The organism is Rheinheimera sp. NSM (genome assembly GCF_052380015.1).
Classification (GTDB): domain Bacteria; phylum Pseudomonadota; class Gammaproteobacteria; order Enterobacterales; family Alteromonadaceae; genus Alishewanella.
This window is the reverse complement of sequence record NZ_JBQTCI010000001.1, coordinates 258,114-280,469: the sequence shown is the minus strand read 5'-3', so window position 1 is coordinate 280,469 and position 22,356 is coordinate 258,114. Positions and strand designations below refer to the sequence as shown.

The 22,356-nt window shown below is 50.9% G+C and carries 24 protein-coding genes; 4 read left to right on the top strand and 20 right to left on the bottom strand.

Translation table 11 applies throughout. From position 1 onward, the window contains the following. The first annotated feature begins 316 nt into the window (after positions 1-316). Both ACTZWV_RS01225 and ACTZWV_RS01220 read left to right on the top strand, forming a co-directional pair. Positions 317-2,434, top strand: coding sequence for a TonB-dependent receptor (locus tag ACTZWV_RS01225; RefSeq protein ID WP_444784785.1), 2,118 nt, complete (start codon positions 317-319; stop codon positions 2,432-2,434). A 14-nt stretch (positions 2,435-2,448) separates the two neighbouring features. Next, positions 2,449-3,522, top strand: a complete 1,074-nt coding sequence (locus ACTZWV_RS01220; RefSeq protein ID WP_444784784.1) for a PepSY-associated TM helix domain-containing protein — start codon at positions 2,449-2,451, stop codon at positions 3,520-3,522. Here the strand turns inward: ACTZWV_RS01220 and ACTZWV_RS01215 are convergent. Beyond that, on the bottom strand, positions 3,488-4,120 hold the full coding sequence (locus tag ACTZWV_RS01215) for a trimeric intracellular cation channel family protein (protein ID WP_444784783.1): 633 nt from the start codon (positions 4,118-4,120) through the stop codon (positions 3,488-3,490). The two genes, ACTZWV_RS01220 and ACTZWV_RS01215, sit on opposite strands and share 35 nt — an antisense overlap. 161 nt (positions 4,121-4,281) lie before the next feature. Between ACTZWV_RS01215 and ACTZWV_RS01210 the strand changes: the two genes are divergently transcribed. After that, on the top strand, positions 4,282-5,232 hold the full coding sequence (locus tag ACTZWV_RS01210) for a hypothetical protein (RefSeq protein ID WP_444784782.1): 951 nt from the start codon (positions 4,282-4,284) through the stop codon (positions 5,230-5,232). A 104-nt stretch (positions 5,233-5,336) separates the two neighbouring features. Here the strand turns inward: ACTZWV_RS01210 and ACTZWV_RS01205 are convergent, their stop codons facing one another. The 3 genes from ACTZWV_RS01205 to ACTZWV_RS01195 form a co-directional block, all read right to left on the bottom strand. After that, positions 5,337-5,837: a DUF2059 domain-containing protein gene (locus ACTZWV_RS01205; RefSeq protein WP_444784781.1), complete on the bottom strand. Its 501-nt coding sequence runs from the start codon at positions 5,835-5,837 to the stop codon at positions 5,337-5,339. Between the two features lie 160 nt (positions 5,838-5,997). After that, complete coding sequence (locus ACTZWV_RS01200; protein WP_444784780.1) at positions 5,998-6,585, bottom strand: uracil-DNA glycosylase family protein; 588 nt, start codon at positions 6,583-6,585, stop codon at positions 5,998-6,000. Positions 6,586-6,690: 105 nt separating this feature from the next. Then, complete coding sequence (locus ACTZWV_RS01195; RefSeq protein ID WP_444784779.1) at positions 6,691-7,599, bottom strand: LysR family transcriptional regulator; 909 nt, start codon at positions 7,597-7,599, stop codon at positions 6,691-6,693. Positions 7,600-7,720: 121 nt separating this feature from the next. Here ACTZWV_RS01195 and ACTZWV_RS01190 point away from each other — a divergent pair, with 121 nt between their 5' ends. Beyond that, the gene (locus ACTZWV_RS01190) at positions 7,721-8,602 is read left to right on the top strand and encodes an SDR family oxidoreductase (RefSeq protein WP_444784778.1); all 882 of its coding nucleotides are present in this window, start codon (positions 7,721-7,723) and stop codon (positions 8,600-8,602) included. A 119-nt stretch (positions 8,603-8,721) separates the two neighbouring features. Here the strand turns inward: ACTZWV_RS01190 and ACTZWV_RS01185 are convergent, their stop codons facing one another. The 16 genes from ACTZWV_RS01185 to leuA all read right to left on the bottom strand — a co-directional run bounded on the left by ACTZWV_RS01185 (position 8,722) and on the right by leuA (position 22,266). After that, entirely contained in the window at positions 8,722-9,900 is a 1,179-nt protein-coding gene (locus ACTZWV_RS01185; RefSeq protein ID WP_444784777.1) for an MFS transporter, read from the bottom strand. After that, positions 9,900-10,784 carry an RNA polymerase sigma factor SigJ gene (gene sigJ / locus ACTZWV_RS01180; RefSeq protein WP_444784776.1) on the bottom strand — a complete coding sequence of 295 codons (885 nt, stop codon included), beginning with the start codon at positions 10,782-10,784 and terminating at the stop codon, positions 9,900-9,902. The genes ACTZWV_RS01185 and sigJ overlap by 1 nt, the downstream gene beginning before the upstream one ends. A gap of 5 nt (positions 10,785-10,789) precedes the next feature. After that, the gene (locus tag ACTZWV_RS01175; RefSeq protein WP_444784775.1) at positions 10,790-11,800 is read right to left on the bottom strand and encodes an NAD(P)H-dependent oxidoreductase; all 1,011 of its coding nucleotides are present in this window, start codon (positions 11,798-11,800) and stop codon (positions 10,790-10,792) included. 155 nt (positions 11,801-11,955) lie between these two features. Continuing rightward, positions 11,956-12,315: a hypothetical protein gene (locus tag ACTZWV_RS01170; RefSeq protein ID WP_444784774.1), complete on the bottom strand. Its 360-nt coding sequence runs from the start codon at positions 12,313-12,315 to the stop codon at positions 11,956-11,958. Between the two features lie 51 nt (positions 12,316-12,366). Beyond that, on the bottom strand, positions 12,367-12,780 hold the full coding sequence (locus tag ACTZWV_RS01165) for a DUF2784 domain-containing protein (protein ID WP_444784773.1): 414 nt from the start codon (positions 12,778-12,780) through the stop codon (positions 12,367-12,369). A 6-nt stretch (positions 12,781-12,786) separates the two neighbouring features. Beyond that, positions 12,787-13,566 carry a class D beta-lactamase gene (gene blaOXA, locus ACTZWV_RS01160; RefSeq protein ID WP_444784772.1) on the bottom strand — a complete coding sequence of 260 codons (780 nt, stop codon included), beginning with the start codon at positions 13,564-13,566 and terminating at the stop codon, positions 12,787-12,789. Between the two features lie 35 nt (positions 13,567-13,601). After that, on the bottom strand, positions 13,602-13,943 hold the full coding sequence (locus ACTZWV_RS01155; protein WP_444784771.1) for a gamma-glutamylcyclotransferase family protein: 342 nt from the start codon (positions 13,941-13,943) through the stop codon (positions 13,602-13,604). A gap of 103 nt (positions 13,944-14,046) precedes the next feature. Then, a complete protein-coding gene (locus tag ACTZWV_RS01150; RefSeq protein ID WP_444784770.1) occupies positions 14,047-14,523 on the bottom strand; it encodes a DUF6644 family protein in 477 nt (158 codons plus the stop codon). Between the two features lie 6 nt (positions 14,524-14,529). Beyond that, positions 14,530-14,916 (bottom strand): DUF6152 family protein, encoded by a 387-nt coding sequence (locus ACTZWV_RS01145; RefSeq protein WP_444784769.1) that lies wholly within the window; start codon positions 14,914-14,916, stop codon positions 14,530-14,532. A 272-nt stretch (positions 14,917-15,188) separates the two neighbouring features. Beyond that, entirely contained in the window at positions 15,189-15,881 is a 693-nt protein-coding gene (locus ACTZWV_RS01140) for a TIGR02391 family protein (RefSeq protein ID WP_444784768.1), read from the bottom strand. Positions 15,882-16,193: 312 nt separating this feature from the next. Beyond that, the gene (locus ACTZWV_RS01135) at positions 16,194-16,859 is read right to left on the bottom strand and encodes a hypothetical protein (RefSeq protein WP_444784767.1); all 666 of its coding nucleotides are present in this window, start codon (positions 16,857-16,859) and stop codon (positions 16,194-16,196) included. A gap of 134 nt (positions 16,860-16,993) precedes the next feature. Further along, positions 16,994-17,272, bottom strand: a complete 279-nt coding sequence (locus ACTZWV_RS01130) for a hypothetical protein (protein ID WP_444784766.1) — start codon at positions 17,270-17,272, stop codon at positions 16,994-16,996. 305 nt (positions 17,273-17,577) lie between these two features. Next, positions 17,578-18,180 carry a 3-isopropylmalate dehydratase small subunit gene (gene leuD, locus ACTZWV_RS01125; protein ID WP_444784765.1) on the bottom strand — a complete coding sequence of 201 codons (603 nt, stop codon included), beginning with the start codon at positions 18,178-18,180 and terminating at the stop codon, positions 17,578-17,580. After that, a complete protein-coding gene (leuC, locus tag ACTZWV_RS01120; protein ID WP_444784764.1) occupies positions 18,177-19,598 on the bottom strand; it encodes a 3-isopropylmalate dehydratase large subunit in 1,422 nt (473 codons plus the stop codon). Before leuC ends, leuD begins: the two co-directional genes overlap by 4 nt. After that, positions 19,598-20,686 carry a 3-isopropylmalate dehydrogenase gene (leuB, locus tag ACTZWV_RS01115; RefSeq protein WP_444784763.1) on the bottom strand — a complete coding sequence of 363 codons (1,089 nt, stop codon included), beginning with the start codon at positions 20,684-20,686 and terminating at the stop codon, positions 19,598-19,600. The genes leuC and leuB overlap by 1 nt, the downstream gene beginning before the upstream one ends. Beyond that, a complete protein-coding gene (gene leuA, locus ACTZWV_RS01110; protein ID WP_444784762.1) occupies positions 20,683-22,266 on the bottom strand; it encodes a 2-isopropylmalate synthase in 1,584 nt (527 codons plus the stop codon). The genes leuB and leuA overlap by 4 nt, the downstream gene beginning before the upstream one ends. Positions 22,267-22,356 lie beyond the last annotated feature (90 nt).

Here is a 22,356-nt window from a genome sequence, read left to right as displayed (position 1 = left end):
ATTCTCCGCAGCATAGTTAATTCTGTTTAGAAATATGCGAAGAATAAGGCGGCGGCTGAGCCACCAACGGGGCGTGGATAAGCGTAAACATTGTTTTTACCTTCCTCTTTGGTTGCCGGGGTCATTCCCGTAAAAACAGTGTGTTAGTGCAAAGCCTGATGTATATAAGGCCGCTTGCTAAGAATTCAAGCGGCAAAAAAAGTTCCAGTTACCCGGACAAACCGCGCCGCTGCAGTTGTTTCTGGCTTGACATTTGTTAACAATATCACTATAAATGCGAACCATTATCATTGCATTTAATGTTAACAAGGTACCCATGTCTGCATTGCCCCGTTTTACCCCGTCTCGCATCGCTTTGGCATTGGTATTATGCAGCCCGCTGCTGCAAGCCAACGACGATGCTATAGAGCATATTCAGGTTAGCGCTACGCGCAGTAACGCGCCGGTGAGCACAGTACCGGCCACCATTACCGTGATCAGCCAGGAGCAAATAGCCAGCCAGCTGGCGTTTACCCAGGATATTTCGGCAATTTTGGGCAACCTGCTACCTGGTTTTTCACCCAGCCGGCAGAAGCTGACCTCGGCCGGTGAAACACTGCGTGGCCGCGAGCCGCTGTATATGATTGACGGTGTGCCGCAGTCTAACCCGCTGCGTAACGGTTCGCGTGATGGCAAAACCATTGACCCTGCGATGATAGAACGCATTGAAGTGATCCGCGGTGCTAATGCCATTCAGGGTATGGGTGCCAGCGGCGGCATTATTAATATTATTACCAAGTCGGCCGGTGACAACCGCCATCAGCTCAGCGCCGGCTTTACCACGCCAACTGCCGGCGGCAGCGATAGCCAAAGCTATAAAGCCAGTTACTTACACAGTTACCGGCAGCAGGAGCTGAATCTGGTGGCCGGCGCCGCCGTCAGCGACACAGGTATGTACCGCGATGGCAACGGCAAGCTGATTGGCGTTGATGGTACCCAGGGCGATACCATGGACTCACGCAGTATTGACGTGTTTATCAAAGCACGGCAGCAATTAAGCGCTGAGCAAAGCCTGCAGCTGATGGTAAACCATTATAAGTTGCGCGGTAACGGCGACTATGTGCAGGTTGCCGGTGATGTACAACAGGGCATAGCTGCCACCTCAGTACGCGGTGAAACGCAAGGCCGCGCCCCACAGAATAAAGTAACTACCGCTACGCTGGACTATCAGCACCAGGCGGTGTTGGGCGGCAGTTTAAGCTGGCAGCTGTTTTTGCAGGACTTTGCCGCCTTATACGGTGGCGGCACCTTCGCAGCCTTTCAGGACCCGGCCTATGGTGAGAACCTGTATGATCAATCGCAGAATAAATCCACCAAGTACGGCAGCCGCTTAACCTGGTTTAAACCTGATTTGGCATTGCGCGGGCTGGATTTAAGCACCGGCGCCGATTGGCTACAGGATCAAACCTATCAGGAACTGGCGCTGACCGGCCGTAACTGGGTGCCCGAGGCGAAGTTCACTAATCTGGCGCCTTTTGCCCAGTTGCGCTACAGCGCAATACCCGACTGGACCTTCAGCTTGGGTGGCCGTTATGAATACGGCAAATTAAAAGTAGCTGATTTTACTACCCTGGCGTCATACAACAGTACCTTTGTTGCCGGCGGCGAACCGGACTTTAACGAGCTGCTGACCAATGCCGGTGTGGTATGGCAATTTCACCCTAATATGAGGTTATACGGCAGCTACAGCGAAGGCTTCAGTATGCCGGACGTGGGCCGCGTGCTGCGTGATATCAACACTCCGGGGTTATCGGTAGACAGCTTTCTAACCCTGCAGCCGGTAATCTCCGACAACCTGGAGTTGGGGGTAGAGTTCAGCTTTGATAACTGGCAACTGCGCGCCAGCGCCTATCGCTCGGATTCTGCTTTAGGCTCGCGCTTACAACCCGATGCCGACGGTATTTACAGCGTAATGCGCGAGAAAACGGAAATAGACGGTATTGAAGCTGAAGGCCAGTATTACTTTGGCAACGACAATTTGCTTGGTTTTAGCTACGCCCGCACTAATGGCCGCTTTGATAACAACGAAGATGGCAGAGTTGACACTGATCTGGGCGGCGTGAATATCGCGCCGGAGCGGTTAAACCTGTACTGGCAACAACAATGGTTGCCGGCACTGAGCAGCCGTTTGCAAGCCAATATTTTATTTAGCCATACGTTGAGTATTGGTGTAGATATAAATACCGGTGCAGCTATTTATGAGCACTTTAACGGCTATACCACGCTGGATTTCAGCAGCAGCTACGACACAGCTTATGGCCGCTGGACCCTGGGTATAGAGAACCTGAGCGACAAACAGTACTTTACCTATTACGCCCAAAGCACCCCGGCAAATGCACGCTATTTCGCCGGTATTGGCCGCACGCTGAACTTAAGCTGGAGCCACAGCTTTTAATGAGCTTATTTTAAATGGCTTTAACCGCGGCGCGGCTGCATCGCTACCTGAGCTGGGCCTTGGGTATCTGGTTGGTGTTGCTCTGCGTTAGCGGCGCAGTGTTGCTGTACAAGAACCCGCTGTTGCGCTGGCAATATCCGCAGTTGCAGCAGATCCAGCCGGTGGCCGATATCAGCCATTGGGGGCCGCTGCTTAACCGGTTACAGCAAGATGCACAGTTTCGTTATGTAAAATTCCCGGCGGCTGATGCGCTCTGGCTGGAAGCGGTGACGTTTGACAATAGCCGGCATTATTATAATGAACAGCAGCAACTGCTGTTAACCCGCAGCATGCATAGCGACTGGCTGGATTGGCTGTACGATTTTCATCTGCATTTACTGGCGGGTGAAGGCGGCCATACCGTAAACGGCGTTATCGGCCTGCTTAGCCTGCTGCTGTTACTCAGTGGCCTGTGGCAATGGTGGCCGCGCCGCTTTAACCGCCGCCTGTTTAAGCTGCCCCGCCCTGATAAAAGCCTGCGCAGTGTCCGCCAGTATCACAGTGTGTTGGCACTGCTGTTGTTGCCGCTGTTGCTGCTCACCAGTGCCACCGGCGCTATGATGGTATTCAGCCAGCAAACGCAAACGCTACTGCACACTTTGTTGCCGCCATCCGGCCCTGCGCCGCAACCGCTGCGTAGCATAGCGGCGGTGCCGCTTAGTGCCACCAACTGGACAGCTGCACTGCAAAGCGCGCAGCAACACTGGCCGATGCAGTCGCTACGGCTGGTGAGCCTGCGGCAAAAGGATACTGATCCGATAAGCTTTCGCGCTAAGGCCGGCGACGAATGGCACCCGAATGGCCGCGGCGTACTGCAACTTAACCCATTGGATAACAGTGTGCTGTACGCCGTACCGGCGGCGGAGCTGGCAACGGCAGAGCGGTTGCGTAACAGTTTTTACCCGCTGCATCTTGCAGCAGTGGGCGGCACCTTATATCAGCTGGCGTTGCTGCTAACCGGCGTGCTTAGCCTGGCGTTACTATTACTCGGGCTGTTGTTCAGCTGGCGCCGGCTTAAGGCTCGTTCAGCTCGTTATGATGCTTGCTGAACACGGGTATGGTTAGCTGCCATTTCATCGCCGCTAAGCGCAGTAATAACAACGCCAACATGCCGCTAAGCATGGCCGGCAACTGCGCCACACCCAGCGCCAACAAGCCGGTGTAAACTACGCCGCCGAAGATGCAGGTTACCGCGTATAGCTCACCGCGAAACACCATCGGGATATCGCGGCACAATACGTCGCGGATCATGCCGCCACAGACGCCACTCATGGTACCGAGCAAAATGGCCACCATGGTTGAGGTGCCATGATCCAGCGCCTTTTGCGTACCCATAATAACAAAGAACGCCAGCCCCAATGCATCGAACAATTGCAGGGTGTTATGCGGTATGGTTAAGCGGTTGCGTACCAGTAAGATGGTGGCTGCAGCGGCGATAAAGATAGCGTAAAAATAGCTGTTATTGTTGATCCAGATCACCGGCGCATTAAGGATGAGATCGCGCAGCGTACCGCCGCCAATAGCCGTAACACTGGCCAGTACTATTACGCCAAAACCGTCCATTTGTTTGCGCCAGGCTGCCAGGGTACCGGACACAGCAAACACGGCAATGCCGAGTAAATCAAACCAATGAAAATAGTGTTCCATATCTGCCGCCGCTGCCTGGTTTCAGCCGCCAAATTAACAGGCTTTATAAACAGCGTAAATAGGTCGCCTTCTATAAAAAAGCCGGCTTGTTTACTATTCGGCCAGCGCCGCTTGTGTTAACATTTTGCCGTTTTATTAACAAACACACTTAAAGGATTAGTATGAACAAGTCAGTGATAGCGTTGGTTGTAGTAGCGGCGGCAGCCGGCGGCGCTCTGTATTATGCCAATGGCCAGGCAGAAAACGCCATCAAGCAGCAAATTGCACAAGCTAACCAAAGCTACCGCGACGTGGCCGACAGCGGGCTGATGCCGCAAATCGAATTAAGCTATAAAGATGTATCGGCCAATGTGCTGACCTCCAGCTACAGCATCAGCGGTCTGGATGTATCTTTCGGTGAAATGGGCACTGTTGCTACCATCGAGCTTATCACTGCCAAAGGCGTGAAACCGCAAGGCTTAGCCGACAAAGGCAGTATGCAATTGGTCGGCGCCAAAGCCGCCCCGGCCGTGTTACAAATACTGCCGCCGCACGCCAGTGCCTTTTTGCAAAGCGTGGCATTGCACGGTGATTACAGCTACGAATACCAAACCGACGGCCAGCTGTTATTCAGCCAGCAAACCCGTATTAACGACGAATTCAGCCTGGGCTACAACTTTACCCTGGCGCAAATGCAGCAGTTTTGGCAATACGCGCGTGAGCTGAGCGAATTACCGCCGGAGCAGCAGCAAGAGCTGGTAGGCGATGAAGCCTATATGGAGCAAATGCTGGCCAAGCTGGTTACCGGTGCGCTAAGCAAAGGCACGGTTACCATTGAAAACAATGGCTTTATTGAACGCGCCGTTGCCATGGCTGCAGAGCAAGGCCAGGCGCCGGATCTGGATACCGTAAAAGGCATGGCGTTGATGAATATTGCTATGCTGGAGCCATTACCACAGAGTATGAAAGACAGCCTGACAGCCTTTGTCAATAACCCCGGCAAGCTGGAACTGAGCTTTAACTTTGCCGAGCCATTACAGTTTGAAAAGCTGTATACCGGTGAGCCGATAGCCGGGCTGGATACACCAGAAGCCATTATCGAGTACGCCAACCTGCAACTGACTGCTAACTAAGCCGGCAGTATAAAACCGCGGGACTCTGTTATGCAGCTATAAGTTTGTTACCACTAAGCGCACTGTTACTCTGCGCTTAGTGGTATACGCGCATATGCAGAGTTTTACCTTTGCTCTTTACTACGACGCGCGGTCAGCTCTTGTTTAAGTTCAGCACTAAGTTGTTGAATTTCCGGCATCACGTCTTTCATCATCTTTTGCGAAAGCATCATAGATTCACTCATTATTGCCGGCATTTTTTCCACCAGTGAACGCCCCGTTGCGGAACGATAGAAAATCAGCATGTCTTGAACTTCTTTTTCAGTGTAGTGCTTTAAATATATATCTATCATCGGGTCTTTCATTTTTGCCCAAGACATCTTTTCTTTAACTACAGCGCCAACTTGCTGCATAAAATTATCAAAAATATCCTGTTCAGACGGCTTTACGCCAATCTGCTGCCCCATACCAGCAAACATTTGATCCATTTGGGCATAGATACCGTCAAGCATTGAATCTGCGTTTGTTAGCTGCAGCAGCTCTTCGATGCTCTGCCTGTTGCTTGATTCAGCATAAACTGACGTATGCATTACCAGACATAAAATCCCTGCAATCAATCTTTTCATGTTACTTCCTTAGCGTAAAATTCATATAACCAAGCGATAAAACAGCTTTTCCGGCACAGTAACAGTGCTTCTGCCGGTGACCAATGCCAGTGTAGCACTACAACATTATAGCGCCATGACGTTACGTCTCCCGCGCAGGCTGGCACAACTCAACGGCCGGCTATGACAACACAGCGTTAACTCTCGCCCTTAACTCTGGCAACAGCTGCTCTGCAAACCAGGGGTTGCGTTTCAACCAGATATTATTGCGCGGGCTGGGATGTGGCAGCGGGATAATATCCGGCCAATACTGCTGCCAGGCTGCCACGGTTTCAGTGAGCGAGGTTTTAGCTGTTGGCAAATGCCAGGCCTGCGCATATTGGCCAATCACAATCGTCAGTTGCAGATTTTTTAACGGCTGCAGCAGTGTCTGGCGCCAAGTGGCGGCACATTCCGGCCGTGGCGGTAAATCACCACTTTTACCGGTACCGGGAAAGCAAAAGCCCATCGGCAATATTGCCACCAGTTGCGGGTTATAAAATTGCTCAGCCGTTAGTCCCAACCAGGCACGTAAACGCTCACCACTGGCATCGGCAAATGGCACGCCGGCATCATGCGCTTTTTGCCCCGGCGCCTGGCCGGCAATTAAAATGCGTGCTTGCGGGTGCCATTGCAAAATGGGCTTCGGCGCCAGCGGTAAATGCGGTGCACACAGGGTGCAGTGGCGCACATCGTCAAGCATGCTCAGCTGCCGCTGAACGATACGCATCGAAACGGCTATAGTACAACGGCAGAGCTTTAATTTTATCCGGGCAACTCACTGACATGTATCCTCCTGTGATCTGATGCTATCAGTTAATAAACACGGCAGGAATCAACAAACTGTTGCCTCTGGCCGTATATACGCCGCAAGCTCTTCCGGTTCGCCTGTTGGAAAGGCTTCCTTCAGATGCTCAAGAAAAGCTGAAACCCTTGCATTGAGTAAACGACGTGATGGGTATAGCGCCCACAAGGCAATCTCCGGAGCTTCGGCTTCGCCCCAACATACAAGCTTTCCCGATTTAATATCCTGATTAACTAATGAGACCGGCAGCAAAGCTGCGCCCGCGCCGGCGCATACTGCATCGCGTACCATAATCATCGACGAAAGCTGAAGCACGGGATTTACGGCTATGCTGGACTTTACGCCCCCGGAAATCAACTCCCATACAGTTGGCTGTTTTCCAGCTCCACGCACCACCACCGGAACGGAGTGATTGCCGGCTGGCCGCACCAGATTACGGCTCGCAACAACTACCAATCGATCCCGCAAAATCGGGCGACCGTAAAGGTTTTCATCCTTTGCCGGATTGACTCTGATCACCAGATCATATCCCTGGTCGACCATATCGACAGACTGATCGTCCGACGTGACTTCAAGTTGTACATCCGGATGTTTAATGGCGAACTCTGCCGCCAACCTTCCCATTGCAAGCTGGCAGAATAGCAACGGGGCACTGACGCGTAAGCGGCCTCGTGGCTGGGCCACACCGGAAGAAATTGCCAGGACGGCTTCATCTAATTCGCTAAGCAAGGCTCCCGTTCGCTCATAAAGTGCCATCCCCTCTTCGGTCAGTTTGAGCTTGCGGGCTCCACGTTCGAACAGCCTCAGTTGTAGACTATTCTCCAATTCAGCGACACGTCTGGATAACGTTGCCTTTGGGCGCCCGCTCTCCCGGGCTGCACGGCCAAAACCGCCATGTCTGGCAACCAGGTTGAAATCGGCAATAGCGGCTAAATCCATAAAAGTGTTCCACCAGTGAGACAATGCGTCCAACTTTATCATCTATCTGAACCAATTTGAAACACATAGAATGGGAATCGTCAACAGACAACACATTCACCTTAATAAATTGGAGTTAACCATGACTATTCTCGTAACTGGCGCCACCGGCCGGGTTGGCCAACACCTTGTAGCACAACTCGTTAAACGCGACGCTAAAGTGCGCATCCTCACCCGCAGCCCTGACAAAATAAAATTTCCTGACTCTGTAGAAATAGCGAGCGGCGATCTGCTTGATATTGACTCCCTGCGCGCCGCATTCAGGGGTGTTCGCAGCTTATTTCTGCTCAACGCAGTAACAGGAGATGAGTTTACGCAGGCCCTGATTACTTTGAACATTGCCCGGGAAGAGGGCGTCGAACGGGTCGTCTATCTGTCGGTATTCGATGCAGACCAAGCCGTTAATGTGCCCCACTTTGCGGTCAAGTACGGTGCAGAGCGCATGCTTGAACAAATGGGCTTCAGCGCAACCATCCTGCGCCCTGCCTACTTCATCGACAACGAACTTATGATCAAAGACGTGATTTTCAATCATCATGTTTACCCGATGCCGATAGGTAGTAAAGGTATTGCGATGGTCGACGTTCGTGACATCGCTGAAGTCGCCGCACTCGAATTAATCCGTCGCGATAAGGCACCAAATATATTGCCGGTTGAGACGATTAATGTAGTTGGGCCCGACACCCTGACAGGCTCAGACATTGCTGCAATCTGGTCTGAAACACTCGGCCGCACAGTTAACTATGGTGGCGACGATCCGAGCGGATTTGAACAGAATATGGCATCTTTCATGCCTAAATGGACCGCTTACGAGATGCGTTTGATGGCCGAACGCTATGTCAGCGACGGCATGATCCCTAAAGCGGGTGATGTTAAGCGTCTAACCCGGCTCCTTGGCCGTCAGCTACACAGTTATCGTGAATTTGCACAAACATTGAGCTCACTAACAAACTCAACTACCTGAACACCCAAACCATCAGTAAACCACAGAGTTTTTATTGAGTTCTTTGGGTCAGGCCCTGTGTTTTGCTTTACTGCCAGGCAAAATCAGGACCTGCCCCAATCCTTTTGTAATATTACCCGTCAAGCAAAAGAGTGCTTCACCGCTGCAGCTATCAGCATAACAGCAACCAACGCTGTTATAACAACCAGTGACGACACCGCTGGCCAGCCAAAAGCGCCGGCAATTGCACCCGCGGCAACGGGGCCAAGCAACAGGCCGATATTATTGCCCTGCATCGCAAAACCCAAGGTGGCACCGAGCAGCTCCTTGCGGGGCGCAAAGCGCGCTGCACCGGTGAAAATAACCACCGGCACTAAACCGCCGGCAAAAGAAAACACTATACATAAAGCGTACATTACCGGCCCCGGTAACAGCGCGCTAAATGCGGCCACAGCACAGACCGCCATGCCGGCAAAGCTAAGCAACAGCAGCCGCGCCGGCTGCACGCCACGTGCCAGCCATTGACCACAAACAAGGTTACCCACGCCACTGGCGGCAATGGCCACTGCACTGAGCATGTTGGCCGCTTCATTGCTGATGCCAAGCCGCTGCGTCAGCAGCATCGGTAAAAAGCCAAACAGCGCAAAAAACAACACTGAGAAGGCGGCAAACAAGCCGCACAGCAACCAGGGGCCGGGCGCAGTCATAGCCTCAGCTATATCGTTCAGTACAGACCGCGGTGTTACTGTCGCCGCTTTTACCGCAGGCAAAACCCACAGCAACAGCATGGCATAGCTTAGCAACACTGCACCGTTCAGCAGCCAAAAACCGCGCCAGCTCAGCCAGTGCAGCAGCGGTGCCGCCAGCATTGCTAACGTCATACCGACCGGCATAAACGTGGCCCACAGCGCCATAGCGCGGTTACGGCTTTGCTCTGTAGCCACAGCAACAATCAAAGCCGGTGCCGCGACAACAAGACCAAGAAAGCCAAGCCCTTCCAGCACACGGCTTGCCATCAGGCTGCCGGCGCCGGCTGTTATTGCGCCCAGGGCAGAGCCCGCCGCCATTAGCAATAGGCTCAGCACGACCATTTGCTTTGCACCGACACGGTCGACAAACAGTCCGACAGGCGCGCCGGCAAGTGCGCCTACCACAGCGAATGCTGAGATCAGCCAGGATGCAGCACTCAAACTAAGGCCCAATTCCTGCTGCACCGCCAGCATGGCCATTGGCGCCTTGCCAACCTGAAAAGCCGCCAGCACGCCAGCGCAAAATAGCAATATTATGCTCAGCCACATGCTGCGATAACTACGCATCATTAATGCAGTCCACTTAGCTTGTCTGGGTTACGCACAGCATAGATATGCTGAATGCGCCCGGCGTGAGTTTCAATGGTAAAGGCAGTGGCAAGCTGCTGATCTTCAAACACTAACACACCAACTGAGCCATTAAAGCGTTGCGGTTGAAAGCAGATTTCAATGCCATTTTGCCGGTAAGCCGAGAAAATTCCGGCCAGAAAGCCTGCCACTTCGCCGGCGCCCCGCATCACTTCTGCCAGCGCCTGCACCTTGCCGCCGCCATCAGAGTAGAGCTCCACATCCTGCGCCAACAGCGTGAGCAACTTACCGCTATCATGTTGTTGCGCTGCAGCTATAAACCCCTCCAGCAAGGCGCTGTGCATCTCTGGCGTGGTGACAAAACGGCGGCCCTGCTGACGAATACGTTTTCTGGCCCGCGTTGCCCACTGCCGGCATTGCACAGCAGACTTCTGCAGCACTTGGGCAATTTCAGCAAAACTCAGCTCAAAAATATCATGCAGTAAAAATGCGGCCCGCTCCAGTGGCGACAGCTTTTCCAACGCCAGCAATAAGGCAAATGACATGGTATTGTTAAGCTCTGTCTGCCATGCCGGGTCATCCGGTTGCATGGCAACCTCATCCAAAAAGGGTTCAGGCAACCACTCGCCGCTATACATTTCCCGCTGCTTGCGGGCTGACTGCAACTGATTAAGCGCAATTCTGCTGCATACGGTAATTAACCAGGCCCGTGGCCGCTCTATAGCCGTAATATCAGCATGGTGCCATTTCAGATAGGTCTCCTGCACCGCATCATGGGCTTCGGCAAGGGTGCCCAGCATGCGGTAAGCCAACCCTTCTATGGTTTTACGATGCTGTGCAAAAATTTCTGTTCTTTGATCAGTCATACCCGCTACTCATTTGGATTAGACATTAACACGGCAAAGCGCCAGCCACGGCTGGTATGGCGGAAGATATGTGTATACTTTTGCCTTGCGGCATAAACGCCGGCGGCATCTGCCTGGTTTTTCATTTGTACCTGCTGCACGCCCACTTCGTAGGCCAAATCACCACTACGCACCACCAGCGCCGGCTGTTTTACAAAGCCAATAAAACTGGCAGTACGAAACAGTGCCTGCTCTACCTGCAGAAATGCGGTTTTACCTGAAACCGGCTCTTTAGATGGGATCAACAGCTGTATATCATCGCTGCAAAGCTCAGCATAGGCGTTGGCATCACCGGCGACTATAGCTGCCGCCTGGCCGGCACGCAGCTGTTCAATATCGTGTTTATCTTGTTCGCTAAATTCGCCCTGCCACTGCACAGCTGGCACCGGCTGGAACAAATGATCAATTGCCTGCTGCGCGCGCGCTACAGCAGCCAGAAGTCGGCCAGGCTCTGCAGCTGTGCCTGCTAAGGCGATAACATCAACTTGCGTAATACCGATAAAAGCAAAGATCTGCTTAAGGTAACTTGCCTGAAAGTCGTCCGCACTATCAGCTGAGCTGTCCCCGCCCCGGGCGGTAATAAAGCTTGCCCGCTTATGCCGCAACAGGCCCTGATAATCGCCTTGTTTAACATCAAAAGTCTGGCCGGCGCGTACAATATAATCAAGATACGCCTTTAGCCCGGAGGAAACATTAAAGTTGTACAACGGGCTACCAATGACAATATGATCAGCAAGTTTTACTTCTTCGATTAACTCAAGCGATAAATCACAAGTGCTTGCAGGCTCTGCATTGCGCTGGAAAGTGGCATACACTTCTTGCGAAAGATGCGGAACCGGGTTCGTAACCAGACAGCGTCGTATTACCTCCCCTTGCGGATTGACCCGCAGCCAGGCTTGTTCAAAATAATCGGTCAATTTGCGCGTGTTTGACCCAGTCAGCCGGATACTACAGTCAATTCTTAATAGCGTCTTCATAGCAACTCCCTACATTGTTAGTGCCAGTAAGACAAAACAGCCCGGAAGAATGTGACAGCAAAGCATTAAAATCGACGAGCGGATGTGGAGCTAATGGCCAGCCGTTTGATATAAGACAACAGTAAAACCCTTGCAATGACTGTTGCTATGCTCTGTTACACTACCAATCTGCTTAAGGTGTAACTTTCACCGTCCGCCACCACACGAAGGGGATAATCTTTTGCCTGCGCCACCAACTCTGCGGCTGATAAGTCGACTTTGCTCAGGTCTACCATTGCCTGAGGCAGCCCCCCGGCAGAGATAGCCTTTCGCTTATGCGGTTCCTGAATAATCTCTTTATTGGTAATATCTACCCGCCCCGCCATCAGCAGCCGCATATCCTGAATCAGGTAAGCCGCAAGTGCCTCATCAGCAATATGCTCGTCGGCAATATCGAGCCGGAAATCCTGCGCGGACAAACTGCCACCATTGGTGAAATACACAACGAAATCAAACTTAACCCGGTACTGAGCCATATTCACCTCTGTTGCTCTGCATAACACTGATCAAATTTCAATTAACGGCCCCTATTTGTTCGATTTTCTCCCAACCCGGGGCGGTACTAAAAACCAACTGACTAACACCAGACAACCAAAGCTGGTATACAGCAGCATAAATACCCAATCCGGTGCGGTGTAATACAACAGTTGCTGCAGCCAGTGCTGAATAAAAGAGCCACTATAGGTTGCTGCGCCGGCCTTATCGCGCAGTGCCATTTCCCAAATGGTTAACGGGCAAATTAATCCAAACCATGACTGCAGCGCTACTATGCCGATAGCGGCTAAATGCAAAATACGAAAAGTGCGGTTTTTTACCCAACGCCACTGCAGAACATAGCCGCAGTAAATGGCCACCAGGCCAAACACCACGAATAACACAAATAAGAAGTGAGCAACTAAAATGGTATCGGCCAGCACTATAAGTAACGAGGTTTTTACCATGTTATTTCACAATAACCCCAGCAATTTCAGGCTAGCTTTCCCCAGCGTTACCCGCTTACCTGCATCGGACGCGTTTTTAATATCCAAATTTAACGCAAACGTATAAATGCGCCCTTCTTTTTGTACCCAGCCAACCCACCAGCCTACGCCGGGACCTGGCACATTTTCCCAACCGGTTTTGCCATATAGCTGCCAGTTCTCGCCGTGTTCCAGTAAGATAATTTCATGCACATTTTGCTGAATGTGTTTAGGTAGAGGTAACTGGTTTTTAGCCAGTTTTGCCAAGAACAGTGTCTGCTCAGCTGCGCTTATTTTCAGCGGCCCTTGCAGCCAGAAGGTATCAACCGTTAAGCCAATATCGGCATTACCAAAATCAAATGCCGAAACATATTCACGCATGCGTTCAAGACCAGTGCGCCGGGCCAGCTCCTGATAAACCGGCACATTGGATACGGTAATCGCATCACGCAAAGCCATGTCTTTTTCCCAGGCTGCAAAAGGTTGTGGCTGGCCGCCATAAGGCAGAATGTCGTCAACATTTTTTACTGAGCCTACTGCCAGACCAATCAGGCTATTGGGGATCTTAAACGTCGACGCAGGGATGAATCGTGTTTTGCCGCGAGTCTGGTTGTAACCAATAAACTGATCAGCATCAACATCATACAGTACAAAAGTGCCGGCTATACCCGCCTGCGTGAACAAAGCTTCAACTTCTGAGTTGTCACGCCAGTCAGATGCGAAGCCAGGCCAGGTAACAAGTAGCAATATGGCAAATAGTGATTTCATCTTGGCTCCTTAAGTCAGTACTATGCCAAACATCGTTAAATAAGGTCTGCTGCTGCATAAATCCAGCACTCGGTGCCGGACTTTAGCGTCGCTTTTACGCGCACATAAGCATCCACTTCGTAGTCATCGGCCAGGGCCAGTTCAGCGGCGGTCAGCTCAAATACGCTACCGGGTACTTCATCCAAGCTATTGCCGCTAAAGCGCAAAATCGGGTGAATTGCCTTGCCGCTTTCGCGTAGCACCCGTTCGTCAGTAATTTCCACCTCGCCGATAATATAGCCCTGCAGAATATCTTTACTGCCGCTTAGCTCGCGGCCAAAGTTGGCTAACTGGACGTTTTTTTGCTGTAAAGTGCCGTAAGAGAATAGTTTAGCCATGGTTAACCTTGCTCAGCGTTGAGTGTTGATTGCGATAAGTTTACTGCCGCGGTGGGCTAAGGTACAGCGTCTTTCGGGCTGAAAATCAGGATCTTACGCCAAGCTAAACAAATGCTATCCAGCGGCCGGCAGTTATAGTGGCAAGCCATAGCGTGAGTGAGATTAAGGCGGTGAGTTTCAGCAGCAACGTGGCTGGCTGGCCTGCCAGCATGGCGCGCCAGCAAGACAGATAATGCACCACAGTTACATTAATTAACGCCAGGCTAATCAATGACAATTTCAGCAGAAAAGCGCTGTTGCCCAGATAGTGTGCCGGCTGCACGCTGAATAACAGCACCCCGGTTAGTATTGCCAGCATAAAGCCGCCCGCTGCAACCCGGCTTAACAACGGTGCCAGTTCGCTAAGGGTGCCACGCTTAATGATGCTTAAAATACGTAAGTCGAGCGTGACGATACTGCCAGCCAGCAAACCCAGGCCCAGAATATGTGCTGAGGCTACCAGCGGATAGCCGATATCAGACTGGCGCAGTGCCGATGCTAAAGCCGTATCTCCCAAACTCAGCAACAACGCCGTCAGCATTACTGGTTAGTCCTCACGCAGCAGTTCCGGATAAAAGGTATATTGCTTGTTATTAATAGTGGCACGTACAGCTTTGATAATATGTTCAGCTTTGTTGGCTGAGCGGTGGCCACGGATCAGCACCGTGTCGCCCGTTTTGGCTTCGCCTGCAACAAAACCGGCAGCTTTGGTTTGCCGGGGGTTACCTAAATCCACCTGCCAGGGGCCGGTATCGGTTTCAATCATCAGCCGGGGGTGAGGCGGGCCGATAAACACTTCGGTGATAGTGCCGGTCATTTCTGTTTGCTTATCTTCGGTCCAGGCCCAGCCATGGTGCGCTGCCACTTCGGGTAACCAAAGCAGTATCGCCGCCAGAGCACTGATAACCGTAATTGCCGTGTTTTTGCTACGCATATATTTTACCCCCGCCGCTAAAATAAACCGACCTTAAGTATACAAAGCTGACAGGGTATTGCCATGTTGTCAGCAAGAATGCTGAAACCAGCAGGCGCTCATTGAGCATGAGGTAAGAGAGCCCCGATATGTGTTTGTTGCAGGCTATCGCCTGACAACCATGATGACAGATGAAGCAGTCTATCTCGCTGATGGACAAACAGACTGGCCGCTAACGCGGCCAGAAGAGCGGCTTTACCTACTGACTCCGGGAAGGCTCATATGTGTTAGGCCTATTCAGCTCGATTTGAAGCGGCTAATTTCCTAGCGAGTAGACTAGCAAAAACGAGGTACTGTGCTGTACTGACCGCATTCAAGTCGGTCTCCAACCGGTGCGCTTTAGGGTTCCGAATACCCGCATACGCTCCTTTGAGCATATCGATAAACCCCACTTGGATGCTTCGTCCTGATTGAGATTTAATGTCGGCTAGTTGCAGGATCGGATTTTCGAGAGATAGAGCTTGAGTGACTAGTGCTGCTCCATCAAGGTCAAGCCCGCTCTTTTGTCGAAGAAGATCAAAGACGGCCATGACAGCGTTGAGAGCCGCCTCACGGTAATGCCCTGCCAGATAGTGTCGGTACGCAGCTTGCTCTACAGCAGGATCAAGGAGCTCTTTCAATGCAGTCCTTATATCAGATGAAGGCTGTTTTATGAAAAAAGCATCAAGCTGATCTTCGGCTGCGGAGGCAAGTTTGCGAAGCTCCCACCCATCGATCTTCTGCTCAGCGATAATGCTATCCATCGCATCCAATACATCGTTGCTAATGCCCTCGGGCCAGATCAAGCGAAGCTCTCGCAGATCCCGTTGTATGTAGTCTGAAATACAACCCTCAGCATAGCCATCCGCATCATGAACACCGGTCAAATCTGAAATACGTTCGCGAAGTGCTCGAAGGTGTCTATTTATCGTTATGTAATCTCTCATGGAACCCCGTCATACCAACGCTTCAATAATCGGCGTAGGCGCAAAGTTGATTGACTTGATATTCATTGCGCCCTCTCCCAGCCCAACCAGATTGGCTAAGCTGGAAGGCAACCAGACCAAAAAGGAGAAGACCTAATAAAATTTTATACTACACAACATCCGTACTATTGTGGAATTGATTTGCATATCCGCTCTTTCTACGGCTGTATCCTGTACTCTACCGGTGAAACCATCTTAGAATTATTAGGGTCAGATAAAAATTAAACCTTAAACTCATCAGCTATTTAATTTTTATCTGACCCTGTTAATTAATTACTGGTCAAACCTAAAAATTTCTTTAAAACCACACTGCACACGCTTTTGAGTGACTTGGTGTATGCCGTTATACAATTCATCAAACTGCTTTTTATGCCGAATGACAAAATCCATATTTTCCATGTTGTTATCAATAAAGTGAAACAGCTGATTATTGAGCACGGAGCTTACTACGCTAATATTATCCAACGACTTATTCATGGCCTCATAGTCTTCAGAAAACACATCTGTGAGTTTTACATTCCAAAACTCCAGTTCGCGATGTGACTTATATAAGCTTCGTCGAGCTTGATACAAGTAACTCCAAACATTATTTAAATGCTCAATACGCTTTACTGATATGTCTTTTCTCTCCACTAGTAATCCAGGAACTGGACATAAGTGGTTGTACTGGAACAGCAATTCATGCAAGTGCTCTTCAATTTCATCTATTGAAGCAACGTACTTTTTAGCAGCCAAGTACGCATCTTCTTTACGCTTACTACTTAGCCATTGAAAATAAGTGAAAAAGCCGAAAGCAAAACCAAAAAAAGTTACAAGAAGCGTGCCTATATCAGTCCACTTCACGCCTGAGAACATGTTTTTATGTTCAGTAGTACCAATACAATATCCGATTACCAATAAACATATTGCTACAAGCAACCCAATTCCATATTTCATCATTTTTTAACTCGAAGTGTTGCAGCTTAGCTCAAACTAACATCCACATAAAAGGCGGAGCGTTAGCGACGTCAAACGAAATGAATTGGAGCGATTTTTGATGTGTCTGTTAGCTCATTTCCAAATGAGCACGATTTTTAATCCAAGCACTGGAAACGAATTTCAGTTTTAGGGAAGTTTCCAAAAATATATGGTGGCTTCGCATCAATTGTTTCTATAACTTCAACACGCTTCCCTGTTTTCTGACACTGTGCATACGCCTCTCGCATTGCGTCGGCCTTCAGTGTACCCATGCCAGAAAATCCAGTGGCAGCCTGACGTGAAACCATATATGTATCGTTTCCCATTGGGACTACGCCAGAATTTGATGCGCAACCAGCTAAAAGCAAGACGGGAACGAAGTATTTTAGTTTCATAGGTAATTCCTGATTATTTGTAGCCCTAACATTTTATTCTTGAGCATGCTCACCAAAAATTCCTGCAACGGAAACAAAAATTGATAATTTATTGAAAAATAACCATAATTATTCAATTTCTACTTTCTCGATTTGGAAAAACAAGCATGCGTTATATTTCTAAACTAGGCGGCTTTAAGTTCCTAATTTATAGCAGGTAGATAGCACAGGCAACAATATAAAAAAACACCTCAGGGCAGATATGCCGCTGAGGTGTTTTTGTTAACTGTCAGCCCGTTGGATCGCAGCTGATAGAGCCTTAGTGTTTACCCCAACCATGGTTGGCTGGCTTTGCGGCTTTGCTCGTAATCGGCAATTTGCGAGTTTAGCTGCTCGCTACTGCCGATAAAATCCAGCCCGGATAACAGCCGCTGTTTAATATCGGCGTCGATATTAAAGCCCATAGCCGCGTTATTGCCGAACATAATCTCCTGGCTGGCCAAGTCAATTTGCCACTGCTGCGGCCCTTGCTGGCAGCGGTTAAACAGCAAGTCGATATTGGTTTTGCTCAGTTGAATTAACAACATGGCGTTATTAACACTGTTATTAAAGAAAATATCGGCAAAGCTTTCGGCAATAATCACCGAAAAACCGTACTGTTTAATCGCCCAGGGTGCGTGTTCTCGGCTGGAGCCACAGCCAAAGTTAGCCCGCGTCAGCAATATACTGGCGCCCTGATACTCAGGTTTATTTACGACAAAATCCGGGTTTGGGCTGCCATCGGCTAAATAGCGCCAGTCATAAAACATCGCTTCGGCAAAACCGTCACGGCTAACACTGGTTAAAAACTGCTTTGGGATAATCTGGTCGGTATCAACGTTGTTTTTATCCAACGGGCACACCAGGCCCTGTGCAAATATCTTACTCATGCCCGATCTCCTTTTTCATTGGCAATAGCGGCAATATTAACAAACTTACCGGCAATCGCCGCCGCCGCTGCCATCGCCGGGCTAACCAAATGGGTGCGCGCTCCGCGGCCCTGGCGGCCTTCAAAGTTGCGATTTGAGGTAGAGGCGCAGCGCTGGCCGGCTTCCACTCTGTCATCATTCATACCCAGGCACATACTGCAGCCGGGCTCGCGCCATTCAAAACCGGCGTCGGTAAAAATAGCCGCTAAGCCTTCGGCCTCGGCCTGGCGTTTTACCACGCCTGAGCCTGGCACCACTAAGGCGCGCACGCCGGCAGCCACCTTTTTACCCTGCACAACCGTTGCGGCAGCGCGTAAGTCTTCTATCCGGCTGTTGGTGCAGCTGCCGATAAACACCACATCGACTTTACAGTCTGTCAGCTTTTGCCCTGGTTCCAGCCCCATATAAGCCAGCGCGCGTTCGGCCGCATCGCGTTTGGTGGCATCGGTAAAACTATCCGGTGAGGGTACGCTTTGATCCACTGCCATTACCTGCTCGGGGTTAGTGCCCCAGGTAATTTGCGGCGTAATAGCAGCGGCATCAATTTCCACCACAGTGTCAAACAGCGCATCAGTATCGGAATACAGGCTTTGCCAGTAGGCTACTGCACTGTCCCAATGTTCGGCTTTGGGCGCATGCGCTTTGCCTTTGATGTAATCGAAAGTAGTTTGATCCGGTGCAATTAAACCAGCTTTGGCGCCCATTTCAATGCTCATATTGCACAGCGTCATCCGTCCTTCCATGCTCATGGCGCGGATAGCACTGCCGCTAAATTCGGCGACATAGCCATTACCACCGGCAGTGCCCAGCTTGCCTATTACCGCCATGATCACGTCTTTTGGCGTAACATGACGGCTTAACTCGCCGTTTATCTCTACTTTTAATGTTTTTGCACTCTGCTGCGGCAAAGTTTGCGTCGCCAGTACATGCTCTACTTCTGAGGTACCAATACCAAAGGCCAGGGCGCCAAAGGCACCGTGGGTAGAAGTGTGCGAGTCACCACAAACGATAATCATACCCGGCTGGGTTAAACCCTGCTCCGGGCCAATCACATGCACTATGCCCTGATCCGGATGGGTTAAATCCAGCAGTGGAATGCGGTTTTCGTCGCAGTTAGCGGCTAAGGCTTCCAGCTGCTTGCGCGACGTTTCACCGGCGGCGTCGATACTGCGGCGCTGGGTAGAGACGTTATGGTCCATGGTAGCAAAGGTTAAATCGGGCCGGCGCACACTGCGGTTGGCCAGTTTTAAGCCGGAAAATGCCTGAGGGGACGTGACCTCGTGAATTAAGTGCCGATCAACATATAACAAGTCGGTACTGGGGTTTAACTTACCCACTACGTGGCTGGCGTAGATTTTTTGATATAGCGTTTTAGCCATTAGTTCTGCTCCTGGCGCAAAGTGGCAACAATGGCCGCGCCAACCGCAGCCGTGCCATAAGTGGATTTCGGATTTATATCGCGCGTTACTATGTGCTGCTGCAGGCAATGCTGCACCGCCTGCTCAATGGCGCGGGCGGCGTCTTCTTCGCCAAAGCTGTAGCGCAGCATTAAAGCAGCACTTAAAATTTGCGCTATCGGGTTAGCAATGCCCAAACCTGCAATATCCGGCGCACTGCCACCGGCCGGCTCATACAAGCCAAAGCCGTTACCGTTTAAACTGGCCGATGGCAGTAAACCTAAAGAGCCGGCAATAGCGGCAATTTCATCAGATAAAATATCGCCAAACAGGTTATCGCACAGCAACACATCAAACTGCTGCGGGCTACGAATCAGCTGCATAGCCGCATTATCGATATACATATGCTCCAGGGTTACGCCGGGGTAATCTTTGGCCACCCGCTCTACCGTTTCACGCCATAAAATACTGGTTTGCAGCACATTGGCTTTATCAATTGAGGTGACTTTATTGCTGCGCTTTGTTGCGGCTTCAAAGGCTACTTTAGCAATGCGTTCAATCTCGCGCACGCTGTAGCGCTGGGTGTCAAAAGCATCAGTATCGCTGCGGCCTTTTTCGCCAAAATAAATGCCACCGGTCAGCTCGCGTACGCACAGTACATCCATGCCTAAGCTGCTAACACGCGGGTGCAGCGGCGATAAATCGGCAAAGGCCGGGTAAATTTGACCGGGGCGTAAATTGCAGAATAAATCGAAGGTTTTACGAAGTGGCAATAAGGAGCCACGCTCGGGTTGTTTATCCGGCGCTAAACCGGTCCACTTTGGCCCGCCGACCGAGCCAAATAAAATGGCATCGCTTTGTTTGCACAGTTCCAGCGTAGCAGCGGGTAATGGCTCGCCGCTGGCATCTATCGCTGCACCGCCGACTAACGCCGGTGTTAGGGTAATACCAAACTGAAATTTATCGGCTACGACCTGTAATACTTTTTCCGCCTCGGCCATCACTTCCGGGCCTATGCCGTCACCGGCCAGTACGGCAATGTTGTAGTGTTTGTTTATCTGTTTGCTCATTGCTGCTCACCTGCTGCTATTTTTGAAACGGTTTGCCTGGCGTGTTTATGCGCATCAATGGTTTGCGCACGCTGGATCATATTCAGCACATGCACATAGGCCAGCACCGAGCTGCGCACTATGTCGGTAGCCAAACCGGCGCCATGAAAGCGGCGGCCTTCATGTTCGGCAATAATATCCACCTGGCCCAGCGCATCCTCGCCGCTGCCTTTGGCTTGTAAGTTAAAGTCGACCATCTTGATATTCAGTTTACTGATACGGGCAATGGCACTGAATGCGGCTTCTACCGGGCCATTGCCGGTAGCGGCTTCGGTAAAGACTTTATCGCCACAGCGCAAGCCCACAGTAGCGCTTGCTACATGACCGGTATGGGTAGACGAGCTTAAAAACTCCAGCGCGTAATAGTCGTTTTGCTCCTGCATGTTTTCAAAAAACACCAGCGCTTCTAAGTCATAGTCAAACACCCGGCCTTTTTGGTCGGCCAGCGCGACAAAGCTTTTGTATACCGCTTCTAAATCGTAATCGCCGTTGGTATAGCCTAATTCGGCTAAACGGTGCTGGATAACATGCCGGCCCGAGCGTGAGGTTAAGTTCAGCTCGTTCTGGCGAATGCCGACTTGCTCCGGCGCCATAATCTCATAGGTGTTTTGTGCCTTTAACACACCGTCCTGGTGAATGCCGGAGCTGTGCGCAAAGGCGTTTTCACCGACAATGGCTTTGTTCGGCTGGATCGGCATATTACAAATCTGGCTGACTAAGTGAGAGCTGCGGTAAATCTCGGTAGTTTTAATATCAGTGTACAACGGCGCCAATACGTCTTTGCGGGTGTTGATAATCATCGCCACTTCTTCCAGCGAACAGTTACCGGCGCGCTCGCCAATGCCGTTTACCGTACATTCAATTTGCCGTGCGCCGGCCTGTATCGCACTGATGCTGTTGGCTACTGCCAAACCTAAATCGTTATGGCAGTGCACGCTTAACCGCGCTTTATCGATATTCGGCACCTTATTGCGCAAGGTACTGATAATGGCAGCAAACTCATTCGGGATGGTGTAACCGACGGTATCCGGAATATTGATGGTGGTAGCCCCGGCAGCAATGGCGCGCTCGACGATCCAGCATAAATCGTCAATCGGCGTGCGGCCGGCATCTTCACAGGAGAATTCGATATCGTCGGTATAACGGCTGGCCAGTTTAATACAGGCTACGGCTTGCTCACTGGCCTGGGCCAGGGTTTTACGCAATTTATACTGTAAGTGCAGCGGTGAGGTGGCAATAAAGGTATGAATACGGCGGCGTTCGGCGTCTTTTAATGCTTCGCCACAGGCTTCAATATCAGCGCTAACCGCGCGGGCCAGGCCGCAGATAACCGGGCCTTTTACTTCGCGTGCAATGCGCTGCACTGAATCAAAATCACCCGGGCTGGACACCGGAAAACCCACTTCCATTACATCAACATTTAACCTGGCTATCGCATGCGCCAGCTGAATTTTCTGCTTTTGGCTTAAGCTGGCGCGCAATGCCTGCTCGCCGTCGCGTAAGGTGGTGTCAAAGATCCAAATTTTATTATCGCCGCTCATCTTGTGTATCCTGTTCCGTTATCTCGGTTTAGGTTGCAACCTGTGGCGGGGGCTAAAATGCAAAAAACCCCGGCCAGTGGCACGGGGTTT